The organism is Streptomyces sp. NPDC050619 (assembly GCF_040654815.1).
Classification (GTDB): Bacteria; Actinomycetota; Actinomycetes; order Streptomycetales; family Streptomycetaceae; genus Streptomyces.
The window spans coordinates 71,650-91,768 of sequence record NZ_JBFAIR010000036.1 but is presented as its reverse complement, the minus strand read 5'-3'; the positions used below and the strand labels follow the sequence as shown (position 1 = coordinate 91,768).

The window sequence follows — 20,119 nt, the reverse complement described above, 5'->3', positions numbered from 1 at the left end:
CTACTCCGCCCGCCCCGTCACCGCCACCGTGACCCCCAGCCCGATCATGGTGAACCCACCCGCCCCGCCGATCAGCGACAGCCGGCGGTCCGAGCCGGCGAACCAGGTGCGGGCGGCCGACGCGGTCAGGCCCCACAGGGTGTCCGTGACCAGGCCGATCGAGATCGGGACGAGGCCCAACAACAGCATCTGCAATGGCACTTGACCCGCCGCGTGGTCCACGAACTGGGGCAGTACGGCGGCGAAGAAGACCACGCCCTTCGGATTGGTCACCCCGACCAGCGCACCGTCGAGCACGGTCCGCACATCGCCCCGGGCCGGCCCGGCCGGCTCCGTCCCGATCGCCGACGCCTTCAGCTGCCCGCGGTGCCGCAACGCCTGCACGCCCAGGAACACCAGATAGGCCGCGCCCGCCAGCTTGACCGCCGTGTAGACGGCCACCGACCGCTCGACCAGCGAGCCGATCCCGACCGCGACCGCCACGACCAGCAGGTACGAGCCGAAGACGTTGCCGATCGCCGTGGCCACGGCGGTCCGGCGGCCGTGGGCCAGCGCCCGGCCGATGACGAACAGGACGCTCGGTCCCGGGATCATCACGACCAGGAGCGACATGGCCGCGAAGGCCAGCAAGCGGTCCGTGGACACCATGTCCGTCACCCCCGTTCCGCGGCCATTGAAACAGGAGGCCTACAGTCCGGGCCATGGAACTGCGGCAGCTCACCTACTTCGTGACGGTCGCCGAAGAGCTGCACTTCGGGCGGGCCGCCGAACATCTGCACATCGTGCAGTCGGCGGTCAGCCAGCAGATACGGCGGCTGGAGCGGGAGTTGGGCGCCGAACTGTTCGACCGCTCCTCGCGGCACGTCCGGCTCACCGCGGCGGGGGAGCGGCTGCTGCCCGAGGCGCGGGCCGTGCTCGCGGCGGCCGAGCGGGCACGCGCGGCCGTCGCCCCGCCGCCGGGGCTGCGGATCGGCACCAGCACCGGACTCGGCGAGCATCTGGACCGGGTGCTCGCCGCCTTCGCACGGCACGCGCCGGACGTGCCCGTCGAGCTCTTCTCCCTCCCGGCCGCCGAACGCCTCGCCCGGATCGCGGACGGGCGCCTCGACGCCGCGTTCGTCCGGGCCGTCGAGCCGAGGCCGGGGGTACGGGTGCTGCCCCTGTGGCCCGACCCCCTGGTGGCCGCCCTCCCGGCCACGCACCCGCTGGCCGGCCGCCCCGAGGTGGGGATCGAGGAGCTGGCCGGACTGCCGCTGATCCTCACCGAGCGCCGGAACAACCCGGCCCTGGTCGACCTGGTCGTCGGCGCCTGTCACGGCGCCGGGTTCGAGCCGTTGCCCGGACCGGTGAGCGGCTCCCTTCAGGACACCCTCGCCACCATCGGCACCCGGCCGCTGTGGACGGTCGTGTACGCGTCCCACGCGCGCGTGCTGCACAGCTCCCGGGTGGCCTTCGTGCCGTTCCGCGCGCCCGGCCTCGCGCTGTCGACGGGACTCGCGGTGCGCGCCTCGGCCCCGCCGCCGTATCTCGACACCCTCCTGCTGGCCTGCGGCGATCACGAAGGCTGATCCCGTCACGAAGGCTGATCCCGTCACGAAGGCTGCCCCCGTCACGCGAACTGATCCATCACGAGAAGTGATCGCTGCGGTCGCGAGCTGCCTCTTGGTCGCGGGCGCCCCGCGCGATGGACTGGACCCAGTGCGGGAACGAGCGGCAACCGCCGCCCCGCACAAGCCCTACACAAGCACCGCACAAGGGAGTTCAGTCATGCCCATCGTCACGATCCAGCAGGGCCCGCGCGACACCGAGCTCAAGCGGGACCTGGTCAAGCGGGTCACCGACGCCTTCGTCGACGCGTACAAGATCCCGGCCGAGACCGTGCAGGTCTGGATCCACGAGGTCCCCGCCGACAGCTGGGGCGCCGCCGGGAAGCTCACCGCCGACAGGTGACCTGGAGTAGCTGACCCGGAGCAGATGACCTGGAGTAGACGACATGGATAGGGGGCGCTGCGGGCCGCTCGTGGAGGCCCGCAACGCCCCCTGGTATTCACCTGAGTGGTGCTCAGGAGACCTCGATGGGTTACGAGTTGACCTGTGTGGTCACGAGGCTGGAGAAGGTGGTCAGCCGGGTGTAGATACCCGGGTAACCCGCCTGGGCACAGCCCTCGCCCCAAGAAGTGATCCCTGCCAGGACGCCTTCGATGAGGAAGGGGCCGCCGCTGTCGCCCTGGCAGGTGTCTTTGCCGCCCTCGTCGTATCCGGCGCACACCATGTCGCTCGCTACGAAGTCGGAGCCGTAGGAGCTCGCGCAGCTGCTGTCGGACACCGTCGGTACGGTCGTGGTGCGCAGTTGGTTGGAGGAGCTGCCGCCCGCGGAGGTGGTGCCCCAGCCGATGATGCGGGCGGTGGTGCCGGCCGCGTACACGCCGGTGTCCGAGGAGGAGACGTACTTCGCCGGCGTGTACGACATCGACGTCGACAGGGTCAGCACGGCCACGTCGTCGCCGTTGGTGGCGTCCGTGTAGTCGGGGTTGATCCAGATCTTGCTGACCTGACTGACCGTGCCGTTCGTGCCGTTGAGGTACGTTCTGCCGCCGATCACGCGGACGCTGCTCGGGGTCCTGCCGACCATACAGTGGGCCGCGGTGACGACCTTGGTGGGCGAGACCAGGGTGCCGCCGCAGAACTGGTTCTGCGAGGCGTCCGTGATCTGCATCATGAAGGGGTACGCGGTCGTCGTGGTGGTCGTACCGCCCACGATGGGCTGGGGAGCGGCGACGGCGGTGGGGGCGCCGATCAGCACGGTCGTGGCGGCGGCAGCGGTGGCCGCCAGGATGGCGGCGGTCTTCTTGCCGGGGGACTTCTTGGCGCGGTAGAGCCCGAACATGAGTCTCCTCATTGGGAATTGCCGGTGGGGGATCGCCCGGGTGGGGGGTTCGACACGGGGGTCGCGGGACCGACCTCCGTGTGACCGGGCGAGCGGCACGTCCTTAAGCTAGAACCCGGAACGTGCTCTTCCCAATGAGGGAACCCCCTAGGGGAGTTGGGCAGGGAAAACCCTCGGTCGGACCGGGTAAACCCACCTGGAGCAGGAAAGCTCGCGGGGTCTCATGTCGTACGGCGGCCCGCCGTCAGTCTGACGATGTCCACCCGTGATCGGATCCCCAGCTTGCGGTAGACCCGGGTCAGCGTCGCCTCGACCGTCTTGACGCTGATGAACAGCCGCGCCGCTATCTCCCGGTTGGTCGCGCCCTCCATGACGAGCGCGGCGACTTGACGCTCCATCGAGGCGAGCCCGTCCAGCGCGTCGAGCGTGGGCCCGGGCACGACGGCCGCCTCCGCCGGCGGTGGTGTCACGACGGCCGCCTCCACCTGGCGCAGCCAGGGCAGCGCCCGGCAGCGCCGAAACAGCCGCGCCGCCTCGTCGTACGACGTCGGCCCCGGCCGGCTGGTGCGCAGCGCGGCCAGCGCGAACGCGGCCCGTGCCTCCTCCAGGCCGTAGCCGATCTTGCCGAGGCGGTCCTGCACCGACGTCAACTGGCCGACGGCGGCCTCGTGTTCGCCGTGTGCCGCGCGGGCCAGCGCCTCGGCCCGCTCCACCACGGCGAGCACGCTCTCGCGGCCCAGCCGCAGCGCGTGCTCGCGGGTCACCTCGATGAGGTCCCGCGCCTCGGCGACCTCGCCGATCCGGACCAGGGCCTCGGCGAGATCGCCGTGCCAGCGGCCACGCGCCGGGTCGGTGATGCCGAGCCCGGACTCCAGCTCCCGCACCCGGCGCAGGGAGCGGACGGTGCCCTCGGCGTCCCCGGCCACCAACTGGGCGTGGCCGAGGGCGGCCAGGGCGCGGGAGACGTACATCTGGTCGCCGTCCACCTCGGCGTGCTCCACCGCCTCCCGGGCCAGCGCCAGCGCCCGGTCCACGTCCCCGCCGGCCGCCTCCGCGAACGAGGTCAGCAGCGCGCCGGCCACCTCGCCGATGCCGGAGTCCCGGGCCAGCCGGAGGCTCTCCCGGGCCAGTTCGAGGGCCCGGCCGCAGTGCCCGGAACGCAGTTCGGTCTCGGCGAGCAGCCGCAGGAAGTGCACCTCGCTCTCGACCATGCCGCGCCGCCGCACCTCGCGCAGCAGCGCGGTGACGGTGCGGCGGGCCTCGGCCAGCTGGTCGCTCATCAGCAGCCAGCGGAAACGGGCCAGACCGGGACCGTTGTGATGACACGCCACCTGCGGGTCCTGGGGCTCCTTGAGCGCCCGTTTGATGGTCGCGGGGGCGTCCGGGTGGCCCATCAGGGTCTCGGCCTGGGCCTGGAAGGCGAGCGCGAGGAGTTCGGTGCGCCGCTCGCCGGCCCGGGCGGCCAGCTGAGCCGCGTGCGCGGCCTCCTCCCGGCCCTCCGCGAAGTTCCCCTCCACCACCAGGCCCCGCCAGGCCAGTTGGTAGTGGACCAGGGCGAGCAGTCCCGGGTCCTCGCCCGCGTCGGCCAGCGCCTGCGGGAAGACGGCGTCGACGTCGCCGAGGGCGTGCCCGGCCGACTCGATCACCACCATCCAGGCCCGTACCCGCTCCGCCGGCACGGTGGCCCGGCCCAGCACCTCGTGGGCGATGTCCCGGGCGAGATCCACCTCGCCGGCGGTGATCGCGTCCGCGGCGGCCTGCAACCGCCTCTCGTCCGCGCCCGGCACGCCGTCGGCCGGAGTGTGCCGGGCCGCGAGCAGTCCCAGCGACGCGGCCACCGAGGGCGCCCCGCGGTCCCGGGCCAGGGCGGCGGCCTCCGCCAGCCGGGCCGCCACCTCCGGGTCGGTGCCGCTGCTCGCGAGAGCCAGGTGCCGGGCCCGCTCGATGGGATCGGAGGCCGCCGTGGACAGCGCGGCATGCGCGGCCCGCCGTTCCTGCGCCGGCGCCTCCGCGTACAGCGCGGCGGAGATCAGCGGATGCGCGAACCGTACGGCGGGGCCCTCCGACTCCGTCGCCAGCAGCCCGAGTTCGGCCGCCTGGGCGGTCTCGGCCTCGGCGTTGTCCCGGCCGGCCGCGTGCAGCAGGGTCAGGGTGGGGCGGGCGCCGGCGCTCGCCACCAGGAGGGTGCGGCGGGCCTCGTCCGACAGCATCTCCAGCCGGTTGAGCACCAGGGCCCGCAGCGAGGTGGGCACGTGCAGCGGTTCGCCCGGCCGGGGCGGGGTTGGGTTCTCGGCCAGCGCGCGGCCCAGTTCGAGGGCGAACAGGGGGTTGCCGCCGCTGGTGCGGTGGATGTCCCGGACGGTCGAGCGCGGCAGGCCGGGGTAGCCGCGGTGGTCCAGCAGCTCGGACACCTGGGCCCGGGAGAGCGGGCTGAGGCGGACCGTGAGACTGTCCGGGGGCAACGCGCGTAGATGACGGTCGTAGTCCTGCCCCTCGGTCCGCGCCGCGCAGAGCAGTTGGACGGGGGTGTCGCCGAGGCGGCGGGCGGCGAAGCCGAGGAGCTCCGCGCTCGCGGAATCCAGCCACTGGAGGTCGTCCGCGACGATCAGGACGGGGCCCTCGGCGGCGAGCGCGCGCAGCGTGGACAGGACGGCCAGGCGCAGTGCCAGCCCGTCGCGCTGGAGGGTGGACTCGCCCCGGCCGGTGAGCGCCGACTCCAGGGCGGTGCGCTGGGCGGCGGGCAGCCGGCCGGACACCTGGTCCACGACCAGCCCGAGGAGGTCGGCGAGCGCCAGGAAGGGGAGGTGGGATTCCGACTCCGTGGCCGAGCAGCGCAGGACGGTGCGGGCCGTGCCGGCGTATTGCGCGGTCAATGTCCGCAGAACGGTCGACTTTCCTATTCCGGCGGGGCCGTGGAGCAGCACGCTGCCGCCCGCGACGAGCCGCTCACGGGCCGCGGTGAACAGCTCCTCCCTGCCGATCACCAGGTCGGGGCGGCGTCTGGCAGGCTCCTCGAAGTCCCCTCGCACGGTCACCGCTCCCCTCCCTGTGTCGTGTCCTGGCCAATATTAGGCAACGGTCTTTGGAATTCGGTCGGTCAGCGCGGTGAGGGAAATAACAGAGCCGGGAAGTATGCGGAAATTCAAAGCGCCGCAGCATGAACGGAACGCCGACGAAACAGCCCCCGGGCCAGGGCCTACGGCAACCACCCCGCCCGGCGCGCGGCGACGACCGCCTCGCCCCGCGTATGCGCGCCGAGCTTCCGCATGGCTGACCGGAGATACCCCTTGACCGTCTCGGCGGTGACCCCCAGCCGCTGCGCCGCACCGGCGTTCGTCGCGCCCGCGGCGGCGCACGCCAGCACATCGACCTCACGGGGCGCCAGACTCACCCCTTCCGACGGCAGGGCGCCCGAGGTCAGCAGCCCGCACGCGTCCAGAAGTTCGGCCCGCAACGCCTCGTCGGTGATCCGGGGTGCCAGCGCCCGCAGCGCCGCGTGCGCTTCCCGGACCTGCTCCCACGCGGAGCGGTCCGCGGGGGCCGAGCGGGCCGAGGAGGGCTCCACCCGCGTCGCCGCGAGCAGTTCCCGTGCCTCGTCCTGCGCGACCAGCGCCTGTTCCACGTCCCGCGCGGCGTCCACCGCCGCACTGAACACGCGGTCGCCCAGCGGCCGGGCGTCCCGCAGGGCGCCGTACAACACGCCGCGCACCCGGCGCCGTACGACGACGGGCACCGCCACCACCGACCGCAGTCCCTCCGCGGCGACGGCGGCATCGTACTCGTGGCTGATCTGCCGCGAGCAGGAGTAGTCCGTCACGGCGCACGGGCGGGCGAGGGTGACCGCCTTGCCGCCGAGTCCGTTGCCGGAGGTCACCGCGAGCGCGCTGAGGGCGGGCGTGGCCGTGCCGTTCAGTTCTCTGATGCGTATCTGCCGCCGGCCGCCCTCCAGCAGGCCGCCGAAGGCGACCGGAAGCCCGGTCGTGCGCCGCAGCCGTAGCAGCGCACCACGGATCTCCACCGCCCCGCCACTGTCACCCGTCACCTGTTCGCCCCTTCATCGCGGCGCTCACCCCCGTTCGGGGGTAGTGAGACCTGCATCAGGGATTACACGATGGCAGAGAGCCGCCCGGCAATGGTCCGGCACCAAGGAGGACACATGACGACTCAGACGGAGCTCTTCCGCGGGGCGCGGGACTTCCTGCTGGAACACCGCGAGGACTACGCCACGGCCTACGAGGGCTTCACCTGGCCGCGCCCCCAGTACTTCAACTGGGCGCTCGACTGGTTCGACGACATCGCGCACGGGAACGCCCGCACCGCGCTGCACATCGTCGAGGAGGACGGCCGGGAGACCCGGATCTCCTTCGGGGAGATGTCCGTCCACTCCGACCAGGCGGCGAACTGGCTGCGCGAGCAGGGCGTCGGCGCCGAGGACCGCATCCTGGTCATGCTCGGCAACCAGGTGGAGCTGTGGCAGGTGGCGCTGGCCGCGATGAAGCTGCGCGCCGTCGTCATCCCGGCCACCCCGCTGCTCGGCCCGGCCGACCTGCGCGACCGGGTCGAGCGCGGCCGGGTCCGGCACGTGATCGTGCGCGCGGAGGACACCGGCAAGTTCGCCGACGTGCCCGGCGACTACACCCGCATCGCGGTCGGCGACGCCACCGAGGGCTGGCTGGCGTACGACGACATGTACGAGGCGGACGCGACCTTCCTGCCCGCCGGGCCGACCCACGCGGACGACCCGCTGATGCTCTACTTCACCTCCGGTACGACGGCCCGCCCCAAGCTCGTCGAGCACACCCACGCGTCCTACCCGATCGGCCACCTGGCGACCATGTACTGGATCGGCCTCAAGCCCGGTGACGTGCACCTGAACATCTCCTCGCCGGGCTGGGCCAAGCACGCCTGGTCCAACCTGTTCGCGCCGTGGAACGCGGAGGCGACCGTCTTCCTCCACAACTACACGCGCTTCGACCCGGGCCGCCTGATGGCGGAGATGGACCGCGCGGGCGTGACGACCTTCTGCGCCCCGCCGACCGTCTGGCGCATGCTCATCCAGGCCGACCTGACCCAACTGCGCACTCCGCCGCGCGAGGCCCTGGCCGCCGGCGAGCCGCTGAACCCCGAGGTCATCGAACAGGTCCGCCGGGCCTGGGGCGTGACCATCCGCGACGGCTTCGGCCAGACCGAGACCGCTGTCCAGGTCTCCAACAGCCCCGGCCAGCCCCTGAAGACCGGCTCCATGGGCCGCCCCAGCCCCGGCTACCGGGTGGCGCTCCTCGACCCGGTGTCGGGTGCGCCGGGCGCGGACGAGGGCGAGATCGCGCTCGACCTGTCCACGCGGCCGGTCGGCCTGATGACCGGCTACCACGGCGACCCCGACCGTACGGCGGAGGCGATGGCCGGCAACTACTACCGGACGGGCGACATCGGCTCCCGGGACGAAGACGGATACATCACCTATGTCGGGCGCGCCGACGACGTCTTCAAGGCCTCCGACTACAAGATCAGTCCCTTCGAGCTGGAGAGCGCCCTGCTGGAGCACGAGGCGGTCGCCGAGGCGGCCGTCGTGCCCGCACCCGACGAACTGCGGCTGGCCGTGCCCAAGGCGTATGTCGTCCTCGCCGAGGGCTGGGAGCCCGGACCCGACACCGCGAAGGTGCTGTTCGAGCACTCCCGGGACGTCCTCGCGCCCTACAAGCGCGTCCGCCGCCTGGAGTTCGGTGCCCTGCCCAAGACCGTCTCCGGCAAGATCCGCCGCATCGAGCTGCGCGAGGCCACGGCGGCCGGCTCGGACGCCGAGTACCGCGAGGAGGACTTCCGATGAGTCCGGTGAGCGAACTGTCGTACACGCACGGCACGAGCGGGACGACCCTGCTCGGCGACACCATCGGGGCCAACCTGGACCGGGCGGTGGCCGCCTGGCCGGACCGCGAGGCGCTCGTCGACGTGCCCTCCGGGCGGCGCTGGACGTACGCCCGGTTCGGCGCGGACGTCGAGCGGTTGGCGTACGCCCTGCTCGCGGCCGGAGTCGCCAAGGGCGACCGGGTGGGCATCTGGGCGGTCAACTGCCCCGAGTGGATGCTCGTCCAGTACGCCACCGCCCGCATCGGCGCGATCATGGTGAACATCAACCCGGCCTACCGCACCCACGAGGTCGAGTACGTCCTCAAGCAGGCCGGGATCTCACTCCTCTTCGCCTCCGTCAGCCACAAGACCAGCGACTACCGGGCCATGGTCGAGCAAGTGCGGGGCAGGTGCCCCGAGTTGCGCGAGACCGTGTACATCGGCGACCCGAGCTGGGATGCGCTGATCGGGCGCGGGACCCCCGGCCCGTACGAGGACCTGTCCTGCGACGACCCGATCAACATCCAGTACACCTCGGGCACGACGGGCTTCCCCAAGGGAGCCACGCTCTCCCACCACAACATTCTCAACAACGGCTATTTCGTGGGCGAGTTGATCGCCTACACCGAGCAGGACCGGATCTGCGTCCCGGTGCCCTTCTACCACTGCTTCGGCATGGTGATGGGCAATCTGGCCGCGACCTCGCACGGCGCCTGCATCGTCATTCCGGCCCCGTCCTTCGACCCGAAGGCCACCCTGGAGGCCGTCCAGCGGGAGCGCTGCACCTCCCTGTACGGCGTCCCGACCATGTTCATCGCGGAGTTGAACCTCCCCGACTTCGCCACGTACGACGTGTCCTGCCTGCGCACCGGCATCATGGCGGGCTCGCCCTGTCCGGTGGAGGTGATGAAGCGGGTGGTCGCCGAGATGCACATGGAGGAGGTCGCCATCTGCTACGGCATGACCGAGACCTCCCCGGTGTCACTCCAGACGCGGCGGGACGACGACCTGGAGCACCGCACGGCCACGGTCGGGCGTGTCCTGCCGCACATCGAGGTGAAGGTCGTCGACCCGGCCACCGGAGTGACCCAACCCCGGGGCGTGGCAGGCGAGTTGTGCACCCGCGGGTACAGCGTGATGCTCGGCTACTGGAACGAACCCGAGAAGACCGCCGAGGCCGTCGACCCCGGCCGCTGGATGCACACCGGGGACCTGGCCATGATGCGCGAGGACGGATACGTCGAGATCGTCGGCCGCATCAAGGACATGATCATCCGGGGCGGCGAGAACATCTACCCGCGCGAGATCGAGGAGTTCCTCTACGCCCACCCGAAGATCGCGGACGTCCAGGTCGTCGGCGTACCGCACGAGCGCTACGGCGAGGAGGTCCTCGCCTGCGTCATCCCGCGCGACCCGGCCGAGGCGCCGACGCTGGAGGAGCTGCGCGCCTTCTGCGAGGGGCGGTTGGCCCACTACAAGATCCCGAGCGGGCTGCGGATCCTCGACTCCTTCCCGATGACGGTGTCGGGGAAGGTGCGGAAAATCGAGCTGCGGGAGAAGTACACGACCGGTTAGCCCAGCATGTCCCTGCGCATGCACACCCGTGGCCACCGGTCGAGCCCGTGCTCGGCCTCGGCGGCGCGGATGCCGCGCAGTCCGGGGGTGAGTTCGGCCTCGTCCAGCACGCGGAAGCCGAGGCGTGTGTAGTACGGCGCGTTCCACGGCACCTCCGTGAAGGTGGTGAGGGTGAGACCGGCCAGGCCCTCCTCGCGCGCGCGGTCGGCGGCGAAGGCGAGGAGGGTGCGGCCCACGCCCCGGCGGGCGGCGTCGGGGTGGACCGAGACCTGTTCGACGTGGAGGGCGCCGTCGACGGGTTCGCAGATCAGATAGGCGACCGGCAGGTCGCGGTCGTCGGCCGCGACCCAGAGGCGGCCCGTGCGCCGGTAGCGCTCCAGGACGTCCGGGGCGGGCGGCTCGTGCTCGGCGATCTCCGCCATGCCGAGGTCGCGGAAGGGGGCGCCGGCGGCGCGTTCGATGTCCTGGAGGAGCGGAAGCTCGCCGGCGGTGGCGGGACGGATGCGCATCCGCCGAGTGTCCGGCACCGCAGGTGCCCGGGGCGACCCGATTTCAGGCGCCGGCGTCGAGATCGCCGGCGAGGCTGTTGACCGGCTGCGGGGTTCCGGTGAGGTCGAGCACGAAGAGCGGGACGCCCAGGGTGTCGGCGCGTTCTCGGGCGTCGTCGGCGTACCCGGCGAGGGAGAAGTAGACGCAGCGCGAGGACTCCGTCATGGCCGTCAGCCACAGGCACTCCACGTCCCGCAGCGAGGCCGGGCGCACGGTCGGGTCGACCTGCGCCAGCAGGCCGCGCGCGGCGAGGCCGATGCCGGACGGGGGCCGCTGGTCGGCGCGGCGGATGTCCTGGTAGCCGAGCCAGCGCAGATAGAGGGCGGCGACCGTGACCGCGTCGCGGGCCGTACGGATCGCGACGGGCTGGAAGGCGCGCCGCGGCGCTGGGCGGGCGGGGGGTTCGGCGCCGGCACCCGGACCTGCGCCTGCGCCCGGACTCGCGCCCGGACCTGCGCCCGGACCTGCGCCCGGACCTGCGCCCGGACTCGCGCCCGGACCTGCGCCCGGACTCGCGCCCGCGCCTGCGCCCGGACTCGCGCCTGCACCCGGACCTGCGCCCGGACTCGCGCCCGCAGCTGCGCTCGCACTCGCACTCGCACCCGCGTCCGTCGTGTCCGCCGCGGCCGACGGCGCCGCTTCTGCCGCGACGGGCATCCCCGCCTCCGTGGCCGTGGGCGTCGTGGCCACCGCGACTCGCAGCACGGTTCCGCACGGGCAGCCCAGCTCCGGGTGCGGCCACTGGTTCCGGCGGCCGCAGGAGGCGCACCCCACGGTGACCCAGTCCTCCGCCCAGGTGCGGTGGGTGACGGCGGTGGCCGTCCCGTGCCGGTCCAGCGGCGGGCTGGCGGGCGTCCCGCACACGCAGGGGTACGAGGGGACCACGTAGAGGTGCTCGCGCCGGCAGGCCGGGCAGCGCACCAGGACGCTCTCGGGCATGGGCCACATCGTCCTCCAGGAAGCCCCCTCTTGTCCCCTCTCTTGTCCCTCTCCTGTCCACCTCTCTTGTCCACATCCCTTGTCTCGGTCTTGACGGCCTTCGACCACCCACTTACATTCCTTCCAGATAGTAGAAGTTAGTTTCCGTAATGCGGAATCTATGGGAGTACTCGATGGCTCGAATGACCGCTGCCCGCGCGGCAGTTGAGATCCTCAAGCGTGAGGGCGTCACCGACGCGTTCGGTGTCCCGGGCGCGGCGATCAACCCCTTCTACGCGGCCCTCAAGGCCTCCGGCGGCATACACCACACCCTCGCCCGGCACGTCGAGGGCGCCTCGCACATGGCCGAGGGCTACACCCGCACCCGCCCGGGCAACATCGGCGTCTGCGTCGGCACTTCCGGCCCGGCCGGCACCGACATGATCACCGGCCTGTACTCCGCGACCGGCGACTCCGTCCCGATCCTGTGCGTCACGGGCCAGGCCCCGACCGCCGTGATCCACAAGGAGGACTTCCAGGCCGTCGACATCGCCTCGATCGCGGGGCCGGTGACGAAGATGGCGGTCACCGTCCTGGAGGCGGCCCAGGTCCCTGGCGTCTTCCAGCAGGCCTTCCACCTCATGCGCTCCGGCCGCCCCGGCCCGGTTCTGATCGACCTGCCGATCGACGTCCAGCTGACGGAGATCGAGTTCGACGCGGACACGTACGAGCCGCTCCCGGCCTACAAGCCGGCTGCCACCCGCGCCCAGATCGAGAAGGCGCTCGGCATGCTGAACGCGTCCGAGCGTCCCCTCGTCGTCGCCGGCGGCGGTGTCATCAACGCCGACGCTGCCGAACTGCTGGTGGAATTCGCCGAGTTGACGGGCGTCCCGGTCATCCCCACGCTCATGGGCTGGGGCGTCCTGCCCGACGACCACGAACTGAACGCCGGCATGGTCGGCCTACAGACCTCGCACCGCTACGGCAACGCGACCTTCCTGGAGTCCGACTTCGTCCTCGGCATCGGCAACAGGTGGGCCAACCGCCACACCGGCAAGCTCGACGTCTACACGGCGGGACGGACGTTCGTCCACGTCGACATCGAGCCCACCCAGATCGGCAGGGTCTTCGCCCCCGACTACGGGATCGCCTCCGACGCCAGGGCCGCCCTCGAGCTGTTCGTGGTGGTGGCAAGGGAGTTGAAGGCCGCGGGCCGGCTGCCGGACCGCTCCGCGTGGGCCGCCGCCGCGCAGGAGAGGAAGGCCACGCTCCAGCGCCGTACGCACTTCGACGACATCCCGATCAAGCCGCAGCGCGTCTACGAGGAGATGAACAAGGCCTTCGGCCCGGAAACGCGGTACGTCTCCACGATCGGCCTCTCGCAGATCGCCGGTGCCCAGATGCTGCACGTCCACCGGCCGCGCCACTGGATCAACTGCGGCCAGGCGGGCCCGCTGGGCTGGACGATCCCCGCCGCGCTGGGCGTGGCCAAGGCCGACCCGGAGGCATCCGTCGTCGCCCTCTCCGGCGACTACGACTTCCAGTTCATGATCGAGGAGCTGGCCGTCGGGGCCCAGCACCGGATCCCGTACATCCATGTCCTGGTGAACAACTCCTACCTGGGCCTGATCCGCCAGGCGCAGCGGGCGTTCGACATCGACTTCCAGGTCAGCCTGGAATTCGAGAACGTCAACTCGCCGGAGCTGGGCGTCTACGGCGTCGACCACGTCAAGGTCGTCGAGGGCCTCGGCTGCAAGGCGATCCGGGTGACTGACCCGAACCGACTGAGCGCGGCCTTCGAGCAGGCGAAGAAGCTCGCCGCCGAGTTCCAGGTGCCGGTGGTCGTCGAGGCGATCCTGGAACGCGTCACCAACATCTCGATGTCGACGACCAACGACATCGGCGACGTCGTGGAGTTCGAGGAAGTCGCGACCGAGCCGGGGCATGCGCCGACATCGATCAGGACGCTGAAGGTCTGACGCGCGCGCCGGAGGGGCGGCGGCCACCCGCTGGACGATCCTCCCCCGCCCGCTTGACGGGCCGCGCCTTCCCGCGCGATCAGTCCGTACCGCCGCCCCCGCCGCCGCAGGAGTACGCCACGCCGCCCGTGCCGCCGCCTCTCGGGCGCCCGTGGAACCCCTTGTCCGTGACGACGGCACGGGCGATCAGCCCCGCTCGCAGGGCGAAGCGTGGGACGAGGAGGCTCAGGGCCGGGTCGCCGTGCAGGGCCACCGCCATCAGCGTGTCGGTCGTCGACACGTTCTTCCTGCTCCTCGGGAGCGGGTGCTCGGCGTACAGGGCGAGGAGGTCGCGCCGGGCGGCGCCCGTCCGGCGCGGCGGGAATGTGCGCAGGAGGCCGGCGGACGTGAGGCCGGCCCGCAGCTCGGCGAGCGCCTGCCGTACGTCCGACCGTCGCTCCAACTCCCTTATTCCGAGAGGATGTTCGAGTGCCGCGTGCACGATCTCGGCGAGAGGTGGAAGGGGCGGAAGGGGAGGATGAGCCTGCCCGGCACCCTCGGTGGACGCTTGTGAGGTCCGCATCGTGCCGGGCCGGCCCGCCTCTACGGCGCCCCGCAGATGCAGGGCGACCACGGCCGCCGTGACAGCGGCGCGGGGGCCGCCCCGCAGCAGCGCGACCTCGTACGGCTGGAGCCGGATCGATGTGTCGCCGCTCATGGCTCACCCCCTGGGACGTGGGGCCCGCCGCCCCCGTGCCGCGGGCCCCACGTGACGGCAATGTGCCCGCGCCCGGGGGTGGTTGAAGCCTGCTGAACCATGTTCAGAGCTTCATTTGAGGTTGACGTACCCGGCCTACGCCTGGTGCTGTCCGTGGTGTTCCGACAGTCCCGGCCAGTCGTCCGGGCCGCCGCCCTGCCACTCGATGAGGTCGCTCTCCTCCACCTCGATCCGGTCCAGGTCGGCCAGCCGGAGGATCTCGACGACATCGTCGAGGTGCGAGGCGACTCCCAGGGTGATGTCCCCGGCGGTGACGCGGCGGGAGCCGTCCAGGGCCGGGGGGTGGACCACGATGTGCGGATACTCCATGCCCCAAGCCTCCCGCCGGCCTCGCGGATCCGCACGTCGGCGGGGATGTCGGAGCCGACGTGCACTTCCCCCTACTGGCGAACGTATAGGGGGTGGGTGTCAGACCCGCGTGCCGGAGAGGCGCTCGACCGCGCGCAGCAGGGCGGAATGGTCCAGGCCGCCGTCGCCCTGCGTACGCAGCGAGGCGACGAGCTGGGCGACCACGGCGCCGACCGGAAGCGCGGCGCCGACGTTGCGCGCGGCGTCCGTGACGATGCCCATGTCCTTGTGGTGCAGGTCGATGCGGAAGCCCGGCTTGAAGTCGCGGGCCAGGAAGTTGTCCTTCTTGCGGGTCAGCACGGTGGAGCCCGCGAGCCCGCCGTTCAGGACGTCGAGCGCCGCCCTCAGGTCCACGCCCGACTTCTCCAGGAAGACCACGGCCTCGGCGCACGCCTGGATGTTCACGGCGACGATCAGCTGGTTGGCGGCCTTCACGGTCTGGCCCGAGCCGTGCGGACCGCACAGCACGACGGTCTTGCCCAGCGCCTCGAAGACCGGCCTCGCCTCGTCGAAGTCGGCCTGCTCGCCGCCGGCCATGATGGACAGCACCGCCTCGACGGCGCCGGCCTCACCGCCGGACACGGGGGCGTCCAGGACGCGGATGCCCTTGTCCCCGGCCGCCTTCGCCAGGTCGACCGAGGTCTGCGGGGTGATCGACGACATGTCGATCAGGAGGGCGCCGGACCTCGCGTTCTCCAGGATGCCGTCGGGGCCGTACGCGACGGCCTCGACCTGCGGGGACGCGGGCACCATCGTGATGATCACGTCGGCGTCACGGACGGCCTCGGCGAGGGAGCCCGCGGCGGTGCCGCCCGCGGCGGCCAGGCGGTCCAGCTTCTCCTGTTCCAGGGTGAAGCCGGTGACGTCGTAGCCCGCCTTGATCAGGTTCTCGGACATGGGAGAGCCCATGATGCCGAGGCCGATCCAGGCAATCTTGGGCAGCGTGTTGCTCATGATGGGGTGCCTCTCAGTGCGGGGGTGCGTTCAACGGGCGGCGCGCGCTTCGCGGGGCAGCCACTCGAAGGCCTGCGCGCTCGGCTTGTCGCCGGGCTTGTACTCCAGGCCCACCCAGCCCTCGTAACCGGCCTTCCTCAGCCGGTCGAGGAGGTCCGTCAGCGGGAGCGCGCCCGTGCCCGGCGCACCACGGCCGGGGTTGTCGGCGATCTGCACGTGCCCCGTCTTCGGGGCGTACCGCTCGATCGCCGACGGCAGGTCCTCGCCGTTCATCGACAGGTGGTAGAGGTCCATCAGGAACCTGGCGTTGCCGAGGCCGGTCGCCTGGTTGACCTTGTCGACGACGCCGACGGCGGCCGGGGCCGACACCAGCGGGTAGAGCGGCGACTCGGGCCCATTCAGGGCCTCGATCAGCAGGATCGCCCCGATCCGGTCGGCCGCCCGGGCGGCCTGGACCAGGTTCTCCAGCGCCAGTGCGTCCTGCTCGGCCGGGTCCACGCCCTCGACGCGATTGCCGTACAGGGCGTTGAGCGCCGCGCAGCTCAGGGACCGGGCGAAGTCGGCGGCCACGTCGATGTTGGCGCGGAACCGCCGCGACTCCTCGCCCGGGATCGACAGGGCGCCGCGGTCCGGGCCCGGGAGTCGCCCGGCGTAGAGGTTCAGGCCCGTGAGCCGGACGCCGGCGTCCTCGATCGCCTTCTTCAGGGCGTCGAGCTCGGACCGCTCGGGGGCGGGGGAGTCGACCCAGGGCCACCACAGCTCGACCGCGGTGAAGCCGGCCGCGGCGGCGGCCGCGGGGCGCTCCAGGAGCGGGAGTTCCGTGAAGAGGATCGACAGATTGACGGTGAAGCGCTGCTCTGCGGCTGTGTCCAGTCCAAAACTCGGCATGGGGTTCATTCCGTAATATGGAAAGTAACTTCTGCTTAATGGAAGGCTGCCCGGAGTGGTCTGGGACTGTCAAGAGGACACACAGAGGAACCACATGTGCCACGTGTGTGACTTCGCTCTTTGGGGAAGGCGAACGCGGATGGCGGTCATGGGAGTTGGGGGACGGACGTTGATCAGATCCCGGGCGGTGCCCACGAACGGACTCTCTCCCGTGTACGACGAGACCGGTGCCGCGTCCGCACGTTTCCTCAGATGGCTCACCGAGGAGACCGACGGCGTCGCCGGGAACCGCGTACCCAGCGCCGACTACGCACCCCATGAGCGGTGCAGCCTGGAACTGGTCGAGGACGTCGTGGAACGCCTGGCCGCACTCGGCTGGCTGGCCGTGCACAACGACTCAGGTGCCGTGCCACCGCTGGTCAGCCCCAGCGACGCCGGGCTCGCGGAGGTCCGGGTCTGGGACGCGGCCTACGACGATTGCGACGCCCGGCGCCGGTACGCCAAGGCGGCCCTGTTCGCCTATTGGGACCGAGCCGGGCGGCACCAGAGCGGCGAGCTGAACCCCGAGGACTTCCTCTGGGCGCGGGAGGCCTTCTACTGCGGCCGCCAGTTGGAACTCGAGGACCTGGAGTACGCCAAGAACCACCTGGACCTGCCCACCCCGGTACACGTCGGCGTCGGCGAGCAGGGCGCCGGAGTGTTCCTGTCCTTCGAGCAGCTGGCCCAGCTGGTGCAGGCGTCCCGCCCCGACCTGTCGGAGGCCGACAGCGAGGTGCGGCAGGTGCGCGAACTCGCCGGGGCCCTGACCGAGGCCGCCCAGCGCGGTGCCGAACCCGACGCGGGCACGTTGCAGCGCTTCCTGAAGCACAGCAGCGACCTGGTGCAGGCCGGTTCCCGGTCGGTGAGTTCGATGGGCAGGGACATGGCGTCCGGCATCCTCTCGGAGGTCATCAACTCGATGCTGAGGCTGGGATGAGCGATCCCGTGGGCCCCGCACCGGGCGCGGAGGAGCAGATACCGGAGGCGTACGCGCGCCAGCCCCTGCTGCGCCAACTGGTGCCGCGCCTGGTCGGCCTCGACCGCGACCGCCACCGCAGGCGGCGGCACCAGGAGTTCGCCGAGGACCTGCCGGTGGTGCTGCTCAGCGGACGGCACGGCACCGGCAAGAGCGCCCTGCTGGACGATCTCAAGGAGGCCTACGCGCCTGACGCCGGGCCCTGGCCGGGGCCGCGCGTGCCGTTCGCGCGGATCAACTGCGCGGCCCTGGAGGAGCGGGCCAGGGTCGGCCCGGAGATCTCCAACAACTCCTACGCGGTGGAGGTCCTGGCCGCACTCGTCACCCAACTGTCCCGTCCCGTCGCGGGGTTCGGGCGGCTGCGCTTTCCCCGGACCACCGCCGGGCTGCTCGCCGTGGTGTCCGCCCGGCGCCCCGGCAACGACGACGAACTGCGGGTGGCCGACCGGCACACGGCCGCCCTGATGGGGCCCTGGTCGGGCGAGGGCCCGCCCCCCACCTGGGACACCCTCTTCCGCGCGGCACTGCCCGCTGCCCCCGACCCCGCGGAGTTTCCCGAGGCGGCCGTGCGCACCTACCTGGGCAGGCAGTACCGATGGCGCTCGCGCCGACTCGCCTCCCGCCATCTGGTCCGCTGGTACGAGACCTACCGCAGCGAGGCCGACAACCGGCTGCGCGGCATGCCGCCGGGCGCCGCCGCGCAGCCGCGGTCGGTGCCGGCCGCGGAGCGCGCGCAGGCCGTGGCCCGGCTCTGCCAGGAGTTCCACCAGGGCCGCGGATTCCGCCGCGGCGTGGAACGCATGCTGATGGCCGCGTTCCTCGCGGATGTGCGCTACGGCCCCTTCCGGCGCGGGAACCGTGCCCCGCGTCCGCTGGTCCTCCTCGACAACGCGCACACCGACGCCGGCCGGGACTTCCTCGAACTGCTCCTGGAGCAACGGGCGCGGCTCAGCCGCGGCGACCGCGACCGGCTGGTCGTGATCGCCACCGAACTGCGCGGCGACGACAGCCCGGCCACCCGGGACGACAACCCCGACGGGGAGAACGACCCCTACCCGGACGCCGCCCACCGGTCGCTGCACGAGGTCGGCAGGAACTCCCGATGGACCCGGGGCGGCACCGCCCCCTCGGCGGGCGTGCTGGTCCTGCCGCTGCCACCGCTCGACACGGAGCACCTGGAGAGGATGCTCAAGCGCGACGACCGGGCCTCCTTCGACCCGTACATCGCCACCGCCGTCCACGACCTGACCCGAGGCCACCCCATGGGAGCGCGCCGGTTGTGCGACGCCGTGGTGCACAAGGCGCGCGGCGAGGAGTGGGTGGCGGCCGAGGAACTCCTCGACCTGACCCATCCCGGCGGCACCGGCGAATCCGTCATCTGGCGGCTGCTGAACACCCTCGTCGGCAGTGAGAACCACGACGAACTGTGCCTGTTCTCCCTGGCCTGGGACCGGGAGGCGGCCGAGGAACTGGCCGAGCGGTGGGTGCCGCGCCGCATCGACGGACTGGCCGCGGCCGACGGCGCCGCCGCCCAGCTGGAGCGGGAGCGCTGGTCGCGAGGTACGGGCAGCCGGCCGTTCATCACGGACCGTTTTCTGCGCGCCCTGCTGGTGCACCAGATGCGCAGCGGGCGCGGCGGCAGCGGGGTGGACTGGTTCAGCGCGCACGCCCTGCTCGCCGAGCACCACCGGCAGCGGGCCGAGGGCCGCTCGGGGCAGGCGGAGCGGGGCGAGCGGTCCCGCTTTCTGTGGCACCGGCTCGCCGGGGGAGAGGCGCAGGAGGTCGTCGACTGGCTGCACGCGGAGTTCGTCAGGGACGACGGCGACGCGGTCGACTGGCTGCACATCCTGCGCACCGTGGCCCATGCGCCGCGCCCGCCGGGAGACATCTGGTTCGAGCAGTGCCAAGAGGTCGCGAAGGGCCGCCGGGACCGGCAGCAGCTCCAGGCGGACCCGGGAGCGGGCCTGGAGAAGCAGGCCGTCAACCGGCTCCTGCACGCCCTGTGGTACGCCGCGGACGAACTGGCCGAGGCGGACCGGACCCTGGCCGACCGCATCGGCCAGGACCTGTCCTTCCTCTCCGCCCAGCACCTGACCGGCCGCGCGGTCCTGGCTCAGGCGGCGATCCGTTGGCCGCGTGCGGTGCGGGACGGTGAGGACTGGCCTCTTGATCCGCGTTGGCAGGGGGATCAGCCGCGGACGGGAGGGGTGCGATGAGGGGGACGGGTCGCGGGAGTTGGGCTTGGTTTGAGGGTGGGTTCCGTTTGCGTCGGGTGCGGCACCTGACCGGCCGCGCGGTGCCGGTTCAGGCGGCGATCCGTTGGCCGCGTGCGGTGCGGGACGGTGAGGACTGGCCTCTTGATCCGCGTTGGCAGGGGGATCAACCGCGGACGGGAGGGGTGC

Annotated in this window: 17 protein-coding genes; 7 read left to right on the top strand and 10 right to left on the bottom strand. The window is 72.1% G+C overall.

Annotated elements, in window-relative coordinates:
* The gene (locus AB0I77_RS41510) at positions 1–648 is read right to left on the bottom strand and encodes a LysE family translocator (protein ID WP_363288025.1); all 648 of its coding nucleotides are present in this window, start codon (positions 646–648) and stop codon (positions 1–3) included.
* A gap of 53 nt (positions 649–701) precedes the next feature.
* Here AB0I77_RS41510 and AB0I77_RS41505 point away from each other — a divergent pair, with 53 nt between their 5' ends.
* Both AB0I77_RS41505 and dmpI read left to right on the top strand, forming a co-directional pair.
* Complete coding sequence (locus tag AB0I77_RS41505; protein WP_363288024.1) at positions 702–1,568, top strand: LysR family transcriptional regulator; 867 nt, start codon at positions 702–704, stop codon at positions 1,566–1,568.
* A 199-nt stretch (positions 1,569–1,767) separates the two neighbouring features.
* Entirely contained in the window at positions 1,768–1,950 is a 183-nt protein-coding gene (gene dmpI / locus AB0I77_RS41500) for a 4-oxalocrotonate tautomerase DmpI (RefSeq protein WP_363288023.1), read from the top strand.
* Positions 1,951–2,080: 130 nt separating this feature from the next.
* On the opposite strand, the gene AB0I77_RS41495 is transcribed toward dmpI, so the two are convergent.
* The 3 genes from AB0I77_RS41495 to AB0I77_RS41485 form a co-directional block, all read right to left on the bottom strand.
* Entirely contained in the window at positions 2,081–2,887 is an 807-nt protein-coding gene (locus AB0I77_RS41495) for a serine protease (protein WP_363288022.1), read from the bottom strand.
* A 221-nt stretch (positions 2,888–3,108) separates the two neighbouring features.
* On the bottom strand, positions 3,109–5,922 hold the full coding sequence (locus AB0I77_RS41490) for an AAA family ATPase (protein WP_363288021.1): 2,814 nt from the start codon (positions 5,920–5,922) through the stop codon (positions 3,109–3,111).
* A 161-nt stretch (positions 5,923–6,083) separates the two neighbouring features.
* Positions 6,084–6,929: a LuxR C-terminal-related transcriptional regulator gene (locus tag AB0I77_RS41485; RefSeq protein WP_363288020.1), complete on the bottom strand. Its 846-nt coding sequence runs from the start codon at positions 6,927–6,929 to the stop codon at positions 6,084–6,086.
* A 114-nt stretch (positions 6,930–7,043) separates the two neighbouring features.
* Between AB0I77_RS41485 and AB0I77_RS41480 the strand changes: the two genes are divergently transcribed.
* Both AB0I77_RS41480 and AB0I77_RS41475 read left to right on the top strand, forming a co-directional pair.
* On the top strand, positions 7,044–8,714 hold the full coding sequence (locus tag AB0I77_RS41480) for an AMP-binding protein (RefSeq protein ID WP_363288019.1): 1,671 nt from the start codon (positions 7,044–7,046) through the stop codon (positions 8,712–8,714).
* Positions 8,711–10,309: an AMP-binding protein gene (locus AB0I77_RS41475; protein WP_363288018.1), complete on the top strand. Its 1,599-nt coding sequence runs from the start codon at positions 8,711–8,713 to the stop codon at positions 10,307–10,309. The genes AB0I77_RS41480 and AB0I77_RS41475 overlap by 4 nt, the downstream gene beginning before the upstream one ends.
* On the opposite strand, the gene AB0I77_RS41470 is transcribed toward AB0I77_RS41475, so the two are convergent.
* A complete protein-coding gene (locus AB0I77_RS41470) occupies positions 10,306–10,818 on the bottom strand; it encodes a GNAT family N-acetyltransferase (protein WP_363288017.1) in 513 nt (170 codons plus the stop codon). The two genes, AB0I77_RS41475 and AB0I77_RS41470, sit on opposite strands and share 4 nt — an antisense overlap.
* Before the next feature lie 43 nt (positions 10,819–10,861).
* Entirely contained in the window at positions 10,862–11,797 is a 936-nt protein-coding gene (locus AB0I77_RS41465) for a hypothetical protein (RefSeq protein ID WP_363288016.1), read from the bottom strand.
* Positions 11,798–11,970: 173 nt separating this feature from the next.
* On the opposite strand from AB0I77_RS41465, the gene gcl reads away from it, so the two are divergent.
* Positions 11,971–13,755, top strand: coding sequence for a glyoxylate carboligase (gcl, locus tag AB0I77_RS41460; RefSeq protein WP_363288015.1), 1,785 nt, complete (start codon positions 11,971–11,973; stop codon positions 13,753–13,755).
* 79 nt (positions 13,756–13,834) lie between these two features.
* Here gcl and AB0I77_RS41455 read toward each other — a convergent pair whose 3' ends face one another.
* The 4 genes from AB0I77_RS41455 to AB0I77_RS41440 all read right to left on the bottom strand — a co-directional run bounded on the left by AB0I77_RS41455 (position 13,835) and on the right by AB0I77_RS41440 (position 16,702).
* Entirely contained in the window at positions 13,835–14,452 is a 618-nt protein-coding gene (locus tag AB0I77_RS41455; protein WP_363288014.1) for a TIGR04222 domain-containing membrane protein, read from the bottom strand.
* A 135-nt stretch (positions 14,453–14,587) separates the two neighbouring features.
* Positions 14,588–14,821: a hypothetical protein gene (locus tag AB0I77_RS41450; protein ID WP_363288013.1), complete on the bottom strand. Its 234-nt coding sequence runs from the start codon at positions 14,819–14,821 to the stop codon at positions 14,588–14,590.
* A 99-nt stretch (positions 14,822–14,920) separates the two neighbouring features.
* A complete protein-coding gene (locus AB0I77_RS41445) occupies positions 14,921–15,814 on the bottom strand; it encodes a 2-hydroxy-3-oxopropionate reductase (protein ID WP_363288012.1) in 894 nt (297 codons plus the stop codon).
* A 30-nt stretch (positions 15,815–15,844) separates the two neighbouring features.
* Positions 15,845–16,702 (bottom strand): TIM barrel protein, encoded by an 858-nt coding sequence (locus AB0I77_RS41440; RefSeq protein ID WP_363288011.1) that lies wholly within the window; start codon positions 16,700–16,702, stop codon positions 15,845–15,847.
* A 187-nt stretch (positions 16,703–16,889) separates the two neighbouring features.
* On the opposite strand from AB0I77_RS41440, the gene AB0I77_RS41435 reads away from it, so the two are divergent.
* Both AB0I77_RS41435 and AB0I77_RS41430 read left to right on the top strand, forming a co-directional pair.
* Positions 16,890–17,678 carry a hypothetical protein gene (locus AB0I77_RS41435; protein WP_363288010.1) on the top strand — a complete coding sequence of 263 codons (789 nt, stop codon included), beginning with the start codon at positions 16,890–16,892 and terminating at the stop codon, positions 17,676–17,678.
* Positions 17,675–19,933, top strand: coding sequence for a hypothetical protein (locus tag AB0I77_RS41430; protein WP_363288009.1), 2,259 nt, complete (start codon positions 17,675–17,677; stop codon positions 19,931–19,933). Before AB0I77_RS41435 ends, AB0I77_RS41430 begins: the two co-directional genes overlap by 4 nt.
* Positions 19,934–20,119 lie beyond the last annotated feature (186 nt).